Source organism: Streptomyces humicola (assembly GCF_024436035.1).
GTDB lineage: Bacteria > Actinomycetota > Actinomycetes > Streptomycetales > Streptomycetaceae > Streptantibioticus_B > Streptantibioticus_B humicola.
On sequence record NZ_JANFNG010000001.1, the window covers coordinates 718,058 to 727,573 of the forward strand.

A 9,516-nucleotide genomic window follows, 5' to 3' on the forward strand; every position below is an offset into this window, starting at 1 on the left:
CCGGTGGCATGCTGAGGGAGTGGACGGATCGGAGCTGCGCATTCGTGTCCCCGACGAGCTGCGGCTGTTCCTGGCCGCCCGCCACCGGGCGACCGAGGAGCTTCGCACCGGCTACGACGGCACCTCGTCGCTCGGCCACGTGGTCCAGTCGCTCGGAGTGCCGCTGACCGAGGTGGGCCGACTGCTCGTCGACGGTCGGGAGGTCCCCGCCTCGTACCGGCCGGCCGACGGTGACGTGATCCAGGTGCGCGGGATCGAGCGGCCCCAGCCGCTGCCGCCGGGCCCACCGCGCTTCGTCCTCGACGTCCATCTCGGCACTCTGGCGCGGCGGCTGCGGCTGCTCGGCGTCGACGCCGCCTACGGCAACGATCTCGACGACGACACGCTGATCGAGCAGGCCAACACCGAACGCCGGGTGCTGCTCACCCAGGACCGCGGCCTGCTCGGCCGCAGGGCCCTGTGGCTGGGCGCGTACGTACGCGGCAGCCGCGCCGACGAGCAGCTCGCCGACGTCCTCGGACGGTTCGCCCCGCCGCTGGCCCCGTGGACGCGCTGCACGGCGTGCAACGGACGAGTGGCGCCGGTGGCCAAGGGCGAGGTGGCGCACCTGCTGCAACCCGGGACCCGCCGCACGTACGACGACTTCGCCCGCTGCCCGGCCTGCGGCTACCTTTACTGGCGAGGCGCCCACCACCGGCGGCTGCAGGCCATCGTCGACGACGCCACCCGCACCGTGGCGGGGGCCTAAACGGTCTCGGGAATATCGATGCGGTCGGGGCCGACCGCAGTGCGCCCCGCCGCCCGCACCGCGCGCACGAAAACGGTGGCGTCGAGCACGGCGGCCCCGCCCGGATCGTTGTTGAAATACGCATACACCCCGGCGTCGTCCGGCCAGCTCTCGGCGACCCGTCCGGCCCAGGTGGCCAGCGCCTGCCTGCCGTACCGCGGCCAGGGCCGGGCGATGCCCTCGTGGAAGCGCAGATAGCCCCAGTCCGTGGTGCGCCACAGCGGCGTCGTCGGCCGCGCCCGCGCATCGGCCCAGCACAGCGCGGCACCCCGCCGTTCCAGCACGGCACGGACCTCGTCCGTCCACCATGAGTCGTGCCGCGGCTCGACGGCGACGAGCGTGCCGGACGGGAAGCACTCCAGGCACGCGTCGAGCAGCCCGGCATCGGCCCGCAGCGTCGGCGGGAGCTGAAGCAGCACCGGCCCCAGCCGGACACCGAGGCCGGCGGCGTGCTCCATCAGCCGCCCCACCGGCTCCGCGGGATCCTTCAGCCGCTTGATGTGGGTGAGGAAGCGACTCGCCTTGAGCGCCATGACGAAGCCCTCCGGCGTGCGGTCGCGCCAGGCCGCGAACGTGTCCCGCTCCGGCAGCCGGTAGAAGGCGTTGTTGCTCTCCACGGTGGAGAAGTGCCGGGCGTATTCCTCGAGCCACAGCCGCTGCGGCCGGCCGGCCGGATAGAGCACGCCCCGCCAGTCCTTGTACTGCCATCCCGAGGTTCCGACGAGCACGGGCATGTATCGATCCGTACCACCGAGGGCCGCCCCGGGCCACTCCGGCCACCCCGCGCACGCCCGTACGCCGCGGCCTAAACTGACTCCATGGCTCGGCCGAACAAAGAGGTCGAAGCCCTGCTGCAGGAGTACGCCGACCTCGTATCGATCACCGGCGGAGACGCGTACAGGGCACGCGCCTACGAAAAGGCCGCCCGTGCCATCGGCGGCTATCCCACGGATGTCTCCCGCCTCGACGCCAAGCACCTGCGCGAGATCCCGAACGTCGGCAAGTCGATCGCCGACAAGGTCGAGGAGTACCTGCGCACGGGGCACATGGCCGCGGTGGAGGACGTCCGGGCGCAGATCCCCGCCGGTGTGCGCGAGCTGATCGCCATCCCCACGCTCGGTCCCAAGAAGGCGATGTCGCTCTACCAGGAGCTGCACATCAGCTCGGTCGACGAGCTCGCCGACGCCATCCAGGCGGAGAAGCTGCGCAACCTGAAGGGGTTCGGCCCCAAGACCGAGGAGAACATTCTGCACGGCATCAAGCTGATGCAGTCGGCCGGCGACCGGGTGCAGATCGGCGTGGCGATGGAGCTCGCCGAGGACGTCGTCGCCGCCATGGAGCGGGTGGCGGGGTGCGAGCAGTGCACGTACGCCGGGTCGCTGCGCCGGATGAAGGAGACGATCGGGGACATCGACGTCCTGGTGGCGGCCGCGGACTCGGCGCCGTTCATGGAGGCGGTCACCCGGTTGCCGTACCTGAGCGAGGTCATCGCGCACGGCGAGAAGAAGACCTCCATCCGTACCAACCGCGGCCTGCAGGTGGATCTGCGGGTGGTGCCGCCCGACTCGTGGGGCGCCGCCCTGCAGTACTTCACCGGCTCCAAGGCGCACAACATCCGCACCCGCGAACTCGCGGTCCACCAGAAGCTCAAGCTCTCCGAGTACGGCCTGTTCCACGCCGGGAGCGGACGGAAGATCGTCTCCAGGACCGAGGACGAGGTCTACGCGAGGCTCGGCCTGCCCTGGATCCCTCCCACGCTGCGCGAGGACCGCGGCGAGATAGCAGCAGGGCTGCGCGGAGAGCTCCCGGAGCTGGTCACCGACGCCGACATGCGAGGCGACCTGCACACCCACACCGACCTCACCGACGGCATGGCCACCCTGGAACAGATGATCGCCGCAGCGGCCGAGCGCGGCTATGCGTACTACGCGATCACCGATCACGCGCCCGACCTGTACATGCAGCGCATGACCGACGACAAGATTCTCCAGCAGCGGGATGCCGTGCGTCACCTCGACGGCAAGCACAAACGGATGCGGCTGCTCCATGGAACCGAGCTCAACATCGGCCCCAGCGGCGACGTCGACTGGCCCGAGGACTTCCTCGCCGACTTCGACTTGTGCGTCGCCTCGATCCATTCACACTTCAACCAGGACCGTGATGCGCTCACCCGCAGGCTGATCCGCGCCTGCGCGCACCCTTGCGTCAACATCATCGGCCACCCGACGACCCGGCACATCGGCAAGCGCCCGCCCCTCGACATCGACCTCGACGAGGTGTTCGCCGCCTGCGCCCGCACCGGGACGGCCCTGGAGATCAACGGCCAGCCGGAACGGCTCGACCTGTCGGACGAGAACATCATGCGGGCGAAACGGCACGGCGTGAAGTTCGCCATCGACAGCGACGCGCACTCCACGCTTCATCTGGACTACCTGCGTTATGGCGTGGGAACGGCCCAGCGCGCCTGGCTGACCGCCGAGGACGTGATCAACACCTGGCCGCTCGGGCGGTTGCGGCGCTTCTTGGACAAGGACCGTCCGCGCAAGGGCCGTCCGGGCGAGGGCCGTACCTCACGGCCCGCGGGAGGAAGGGAGTAATTGGTGACCATGGAACTCGATTTCCTCAAACCGCTCTTCGACCGTCCGGGCCCGTGGGCCTCCGTCTACCTGGACACCTCACGCACCACCGAGGACGCGGCACAGCGCCAGCAGTTGCTGCGCCGCGCCGCCGCGGGACAGCTCATCGACCTGGGTGCGGACGGCCGCACCTGCCGTGCGGTGGTCGACCACCTCGCGCACCAGCCGGTCTCCGGGGCCCCGCCCGGACGTGCGCTGTTCGCGACGGACGGCGAGGTCGTCCTCGACGTCCCGCTGGGCTGCTCGCCGACGGATGTGGAGACCTCCTGGTCGGTCCTGCCGCACGTCGCGCCACTGATCGGTCTCTGCGGCGACGGGCCGCGCTGCATGGTGGCCTACATCGACCGCACCGGCGCCGACTTCGAGCTGCGTGACGCGCACCGCCGCGAGACGGCGGGCCACGCGGAGGGCAACCAGTGGCAGGGCAGGGGCCACCGCTCCATCCCGGCCGACCGGTACGAATGGCACTACCGCAACAAGGTGGAGAACACCTGGAACCAGAACGCCGAAATCATCGCCGGCGAGATCGCACGGGCCTGGCCCGACAGCGGTGCCAATCTGCTGGTCCTGGCGGGCGATCCGCGCGAACGCCGGGCGGTCCACCACCATCTGCCCGAACCGCTGCGCGCCCACACCGTCGAAACGGAACGCGGCAGCAGGTCCCCCGGCGGCTCCACCAGGCTGCTCGACGAGCAGATCGCCGCGGCGCGTGAGGACTACGCACGACGCCGGCTCGACTCCGTCCTCGACCTCTTCCACGCCGCACGCGGGCGGCCGGGCGAGCACGGCCCGCGCGGGGTCGACGCGCCGGTCGGCGAGGCGGTGGAGGGCGTACCCGCGGTGGTGGACGCGGCGCGCAGTCACCAAGTAGCCACGCTGCTACTGGGGTTGGAGGGATCCGATCCGCGGCGCGAGGTGTGGATCGGGCCCGGTAGCGACCAACTCGGCGTTCAACGCTCCCACGTGCAGGCGATGTCGTGTCCTAAGCCGGTGAAGGCCCGCGCCGATGACGCGTTGCTTCGCTCCGCGGCGGCTGCGCACGCCGAAGTGCTGCTGGTTCCCGAGGGAGTTCAGGGCCCGGCGGGCGGTCTCGGCGCCGTGCTGCGCTGGAGCTGACGACAGGAATACCCGAACAGGCGAATAGGCGAACAGCGGCTCAAGGAGCCGACGGCCTGCCCGGTGCGACGGGGGATGCACACCGGGCAGGCACAGGAACCTTCTTACCGCATCCGGGCCCGGTTGCGCATCAAAAGCGTGTGCGTTTTCCCGCTCACCAGGTGACCGGGAGCGAGATCAAGCCACGTGCGCGCATCGACGGACGCCACTGAAGCTCCTCGTGAGGGACGGCGAGGGCCAGGCCCGGAAGCCTGCGCAGCAGCGTCTCCAGAGCGATTTCGGTCTCCGTCCTGCCCAGGGAGGCGCCGAGGCAGTAGTGGATCCCGTGGCCCAGCCAGAGGTTGCCGCTGCGGTCGCGGCGCGGGTCGAGGCGGTCCGGGTCGGGGAAGTGCGCCGGATCGCGGTTGGCCGAGGCGATGGAGAGCAGCACCGTCTCACCCGCCGGAACGGTCACGCCGCCGATCTCCACGTCCTCCAGCGGGAACCGGCGGATCGCCAGCGGCGCCGGGCCGTCGAAGCGGGCGAACTCCTCGACGGCGGCGGGGATCGCCGTCGGGTCGTCGCGCAACTCCCGCATCAGATGCGGTCGTTCGAGGAGGGCCAGCACGGAGTTGCCGATGAGATGGACGACGTTCTCGTAACCCGCGAAGAGGATCAGGAACGCCAGGGAGGTCAGTTCGTCCCCGGAGAGCCCGGCTTCTCCCTCCTCCTGGACCGTGACGAGGTCCGAGAGCAGGTCGTCGGCGGGCTCGGCGCGTTTGCTGTCGATCAGGCCGGTGTAGAAGCGCAGCATGTGGCCGACGGCATCCTTCGCCAGGTGCGGCTTGGCCGGATCGGGTGCCACGAGGGCGTCGGTCCAGGCGCGGAAGTCGTGCCTGTCCTCCTTCGGGACGCCCAGCAGATCGCAGATGACCGTCACCGGGACCCGGCCCGCGTAGGAGGCGATCAGATCGGCGCGGCCCTGCGGCTCGATCGCGTCGAGCAGTTCCTCGCACAGCTGCCGTATGGGCTCGCGCAGCTTCTCCACGCGTCCGGGCGTGAACGCCTTCACCACCAGGCGGCGGATGCGGGTGTGGTCCGGCGGATCCATGTTGAGCAGGTTCGCGTCGAGGGCGGGTGGCAGCGGGAAACCGGCGTAGTTGCCCGGCAGCGCGTTGCGCTTGTCCAGGGAGAGCCGCGGATCGGCGAGCGCCTCCCGTACATCGGAGTAGCGGGTGACCAGCCAGGCGGGTCGCCCGTCGTGACCGGTGACCCGGTGGACGGGACCGGACTCGCGCAGCGCCGCGTATGTGCCGTACGGGTCGGCGATCAGCGCGGCCGTGTCGACAGGGGGCGGGGAGCCGGGCGTCGTGGTGATCTCCATGCACACGACTCTAAGGACAGCGGTACGGAGGCGGCGACGGGGGTCTCGCCCCGGCGCCGCCTCCGTGCGGGTGGCCCTGACCCCCGTCCGGGGCCACCACGTTCATGGGTGCCGCGCGGAGCTCCTCATCCGCAGCTCGCTGAGGACCTCGTCGACCAGCGGCAGGTGGTAGACGTCGGCGACGCGCGCAAGGTGTTCGTGCTCCTCGGCCAGTTCGGTGGAGTCCGTCACCACCACGGTGTCCGCGACGGGCTCCGGCACATGTCCGACGGCCTGGTTCTGCAGGCCGCGGCGGAGAGCGGCGGCCTCGACAACGGCGGAAAGCCCCTCCCCCTCGTACCCGGCGGCGCGCCCCTTCTCGCGGGCGATGTCGAGCGTCGCCGCCTCCACGTAGCGGCGGATCGAGCGCTGCACGTCACGGATCTCGGCCATCTGGCGGTTGGCCCGCCACTCCAGGTCGGCCAGCGGCCACCACGCCGTCCACCGTGACTGCTCCATCGTCACCTCGGGCGCCTCGGCGGTGACGGCCCGCCACAGCGGCTTCAGGCGGCGCAGCCTGCGCCACGCCGAGACGCGGGGACCGACGGCCGGCAGGGCGAACCCGGTGAGGACAAGCAGCGCCGCGACCGACGCGCTCATCGGGGCCACCCCGTTGGACAGCAGCCGCGGGTCCATACCAGCCCAGGAGAGGACGAAACCCACCAGCTTGCAGGCGCAGTAGACGAGGCCCAGCCAGCAGCCGGAGGCGAGCACCCGCAGGCCGCGGGCCAGCCACGAGGTGCCCAGGCGTGCCGCGTAGCGCGGGCAGAGAGTGCCGAGACCGGCGAGGGAGGCGCCGAAGATGACCAGATACAGCACCAGGAAGGTGACGACGCCGGGCGCGGAGGCGTACGCCGTGCTCAGATCGCGCGGATGCTCGACGGCGTCAGGGCGCCCCAGCAGGAAGGAGACGACCGCGACCGCCCAAGCCGCGGCGATCGCCGCGACCACACCCCGGGCGTGCCGTGCCCGGCCGGTCCACCGCAGCAGCAGCACCAGTGCGCCGGTGGCGAACACCACCACCGAGGAGTACAGGAACACCATGGCCAGGTTGGCCACGCCCGTCAGCCTGTCGAACCGGCGGTAGAGGCTGGGCGCGGAGAAGAGGAAGACGGTGGCGACACCGGCGGTCATCACGCACGTCAGCCCGAGATCCGCGTTGCTGCGGTCCCGGAACCAGGCGCGCGCCTTGTATCCGACGATCGCCCATGCGGCGACGCCGAAGCACAGGTACACCACGTCAAACACGGGCGTGTCCTTTGCCTGCGCCTGCGCCTTCGGCGCGTTCGCGGCGCACGTGCTGCAGCGCGGGGCCGAGCGACGCGGCGAGTTCGGCGGCCTGCCCCTGCAGCGGCAGGCCGTGGTCGGGCGCCGAGGGCACCACGTACTCCATCAGCAGCGTGCCCAGCACCTCGGTCTCGCGCTCGGCCGGATTGTCGTAGCAGTGGTGACGCGCCAGGCCCATCGTGAGTCCCATGCGCCGCATCGCGGTCGCCACGTCGACCGAGGGCGTCCACATCCGCAGCGCGTCCTCGGTGACGGCGGGGTCCTGGTCGTGGCCGAGCAGCAGATGGCTCAGCTCGTGGAGCACGATGTGCGCCTGGTGCCACGGGGAAGTCTTCAGCTCGTAGAAGACCCAGAAACCGTCGTCGGTCGTGGCCGTCATGCCGGAGACGACGCCGTCGAGGCTCATCGGGACCAGGTGGACCGGCCGGCCGACGCGCGCTGCCACGACTTCGCACATGCCCTGCATGTCGGTGGAGGAGGGCAGGCCGAGCTCCTGGATGAGCCGCTTGCACCGCCGGCGTATCGGCCCCACGCGCATGCCCGCACCGTCCTCGATCCCGGTCCAACGCCACGAATAGAAGACCCCGTTGACCCCGTTGATTCCGTTTGCCCCGTTGACGCCCTTGGCCCCGTTCTCCGCGTCACCGTTCATGGCTCGCCCTCACCGCTCATGCCCGTCCTCGGGCGGGAGGTTCATCTGCCTGCGGAACTGGGAGATGATCGTGGTGAGGCTGTCCTGGACGTCCGGCGGCAGGCCGACGGAGCGCAGCGCGATGGCCCGCACCCGCTGGTCGCGCATGGCGACGAGGAAGCGGACCTCCTCCTCGACGCGCTCCGCCTGTGCCGGGGAGAGGTCGCCCAGCAGATATCCGACGGGCACCGCGAAGAACTTGGCGAGCGCGCGCAGCACGTCCGGACTGGGGTTGGCGCGCTTTCCGTTGCGGAGCATCGACAGGTACTGCTCGGTGAGGCGGACCCCGCCGTACTCCTCCGTGCTGCCGCTGATCTCGGCGGCCACATGAGCGTTGGTGTATGGAGCGCCCGGCGGGTGCATGGCCGAGAACAGGTAGTTGAGCCGTTCTGCGAGCGGGCTGCCTGCGGCGTCCGGCGATCTGTCCTGCCGCTCACTCATGCTGCACCACCCCTCCCGCATCTGCCCCTCGGGTCACGGCCAGTTAAGGCGCGTGACCACCGCGTGGGGACATCCTGCCACGGCTGCGCCGCCGTACACCAGTCCACCACGGTGAGCTGCAACGATGCCGGTATCAGGGACTTAACCATTGGTGAAGCCTGCGCGGGCCGGGGTGCGGCCCCGCGCGGGCTCGGTGGGTGGTGCTGTCTCGGTCAACGAGGCGGCGGCGTTGGCCCGTCCGGTGGTCGTCGGTGCGGCGAACGCGTCCGCGGCGAGGACTGCGGTCAGCACGTTCGGGGGAAAGGGGATGCTGCCACCGATCTTGACGCTGTGCGGGCAACCGCACGGCGATGCGACCGTGCGGCTAGGCCACGGGCACGCGGGTGTAGCGGCCGGCCACATGCAGATCGCGCTCGATGGCCAGCGCCGCCTCGCGCAACGGCGGGAGCAGGGCGTGGCGCGACTGCTGGGGGGTGGCGCGGGCCGCGTGCATGGAGACGTTGACGGCGGCGACGACACGCTCTTGAAGATCGCGCACCGGCACGGCGAGCGACCGGAGCCCCTCCTCCAACTCCTCGTTCACCAGGGCGTACCCGTCCCGTTCGACCTGGTCGAGCACGGCGGCAAGGCACTGCGGAGAGGTGATGGTGTGACGGGTGAGGGCGTCGAGCGCCGTCGCGCCGAGCCGCGCGGTGCGCTCGTCCCGTGGCAGCCCGGCGAGCAGGACGCGGCCCATCGACGTCGCATACGCCGGGAAGCGCGTCCCCAGGGTGATGTTGACGCTCATGATGCGGACGGTGGGCACGCGCGCCACGTACTGGATGTCGTCGCCCGCGAGCACTGCCATCGATGCCGACTCGTGCACCCGCTCCACCAGCCCGGCCAGGTGCGGCTGGGCGATCTGAGGGAGCGTCAGCCCGGCCAGCCGGGCGAAACCCAACTCCAGCACGCGCGGGGTCGGCGCGAAGAGCTTGCCGCGGGTGGTGACATAGCCGAGGTGGTCGAGGGTGAGCAGCGCCCGCCGGGCAGTGGCACGTGCGAGACCGGCGGCCTCCGCCACCGCGGTGAGCGGGAGTTCGCCGCGGTCTCGGCCGAAGGCGGTGAGCACGGCGAGGCCCCGGGCGAGCGATTCGACGAACACCGGGTGGGTGGGAGG

The 9,516-nt window shown here is 71.0% G+C and carries 10 protein-coding genes; 3 read left to right on the forward strand and 7 right to left on the reverse strand.

Annotated elements, in window-relative coordinates; translation table 11 throughout:
* Positions 1–19 precede the first annotated feature (19 nt).
* Positions 20–748, forward strand: a complete 729-nt coding sequence (locus tag NGB36_RS03335) for a Mut7-C RNAse domain-containing protein (protein WP_255918488.1) — start codon at positions 20–22, stop codon at positions 746–748.
* Here NGB36_RS03335 and NGB36_RS03340 read toward each other — a convergent pair.
* On the reverse strand, positions 745–1,521 hold the full coding sequence (locus NGB36_RS03340; protein ID WP_255918489.1) for a DUF72 domain-containing protein: 777 nt from the start codon (positions 1,519–1,521) through the stop codon (positions 745–747). The two genes, NGB36_RS03335 and NGB36_RS03340, sit on opposite strands and share 4 nt — an antisense overlap.
* Before the next feature lie 84 nt (positions 1,522–1,605).
* Here NGB36_RS03340 and polX point away from each other — a divergent pair, with 84 nt between their 5' ends.
* Both polX and NGB36_RS03350 read left to right on the forward strand, forming a co-directional pair.
* Positions 1,606–3,384, forward strand: a complete 1,779-nt coding sequence (polX, locus tag NGB36_RS03345; RefSeq protein ID WP_255918490.1) for a DNA polymerase/3'-5' exonuclease PolX — start codon at positions 1,606–1,608, stop codon at positions 3,382–3,384.
* Between the two features lie 9 nt (positions 3,385–3,393).
* Complete coding sequence (locus NGB36_RS03350; protein WP_255918534.1) at positions 3,394–4,539, forward strand: baeRF2 domain-containing protein; 1,146 nt, start codon at positions 3,394–3,396, stop codon at positions 4,537–4,539.
* Between the two features lie 154 nt (positions 4,540–4,693).
* On the opposite strand, the gene NGB36_RS03355 is transcribed toward NGB36_RS03350, so the two are convergent.
* From NGB36_RS03355 to NGB36_RS03380, 6 genes are all read right to left on the reverse strand, one after another.
* Positions 4,694–5,902, reverse strand: a complete 1,209-nt coding sequence (locus NGB36_RS03355; RefSeq protein ID WP_255918491.1) for a cytochrome P450 family protein — start codon at positions 5,900–5,902, stop codon at positions 4,694–4,696.
* A gap of 102 nt (positions 5,903–6,004) precedes the next feature.
* Entirely contained in the window at positions 6,005–7,189 is a 1,185-nt protein-coding gene (locus NGB36_RS03360) for an MAB_1171c family putative transporter (protein WP_255918492.1), read from the reverse strand.
* A complete protein-coding gene (locus NGB36_RS03365; protein ID WP_255918535.1) occupies positions 7,182–7,766 on the reverse strand; it encodes a hypothetical protein in 585 nt (194 codons plus the stop codon). Before NGB36_RS03365 ends, NGB36_RS03360 begins: the two co-directional genes overlap by 8 nt.
* Positions 7,767–7,889: 123 nt before the next feature.
* Positions 7,890–8,360 carry a helix-turn-helix domain-containing protein gene (locus NGB36_RS03370; RefSeq protein WP_255918493.1) on the reverse strand — a complete coding sequence of 157 codons (471 nt, stop codon included), beginning with the start codon at positions 8,358–8,360 and terminating at the stop codon, positions 7,890–7,892.
* A 141-nt stretch (positions 8,361–8,501) separates the two neighbouring features.
* Positions 8,502–8,651, reverse strand: a complete 150-nt coding sequence (locus NGB36_RS03375; RefSeq protein ID WP_255918494.1) for a hypothetical protein — start codon at positions 8,649–8,651, stop codon at positions 8,502–8,504.
* 73 nt (positions 8,652–8,724) lie between these two features.
* On the reverse strand, positions 8,725–9,516 hold a 792-nt coding region (locus tag NGB36_RS03380), incomplete at its 5' end, for an IclR family transcriptional regulator domain-containing protein (RefSeq protein WP_255918495.1).

Bases quoted from the DNA above. Each gene is read 5' to 3' on its own strand.
- NGB36_RS03355 (WP_255918491.1), bottom strand. From the start codon at position 5,902: ATGGAGATCACCACGACGCCCGGCTCCCCGCCCCCTGTCGACACGGCC.
- polX (WP_255918490.1), top strand. From the start codon at position 1,606: ATGGCTCGGCCGAACAAAGAGGTCGAAGCCCTGCTGCAGGAGTACGCC.
- NGB36_RS03370 (WP_255918493.1), bottom strand. From the start codon at position 8,360: ATGAGTGAGCGGCAGGACAGATCGCCGGACGCCGCAGGCAGCCCGCTC.
- NGB36_RS03350 (WP_255918534.1), top strand. From the start codon at position 3,394: ATGGAACTCGATTTCCTCAAACCGCTCTTCGACCGTCCGGGCCCGTGG.
- NGB36_RS03340 (WP_255918489.1), bottom strand. From the start codon at position 1,521: ATGCCCGTGCTCGTCGGAACCTCGGGATGGCAGTACAAGGACTGGCGG.
- NGB36_RS03365 (WP_255918535.1), bottom strand. From the start codon at position 7,766: ATGCGCGTGGGGCCGATACGCCGGCGGTGCAAGCGGCTCATCCAGGAG.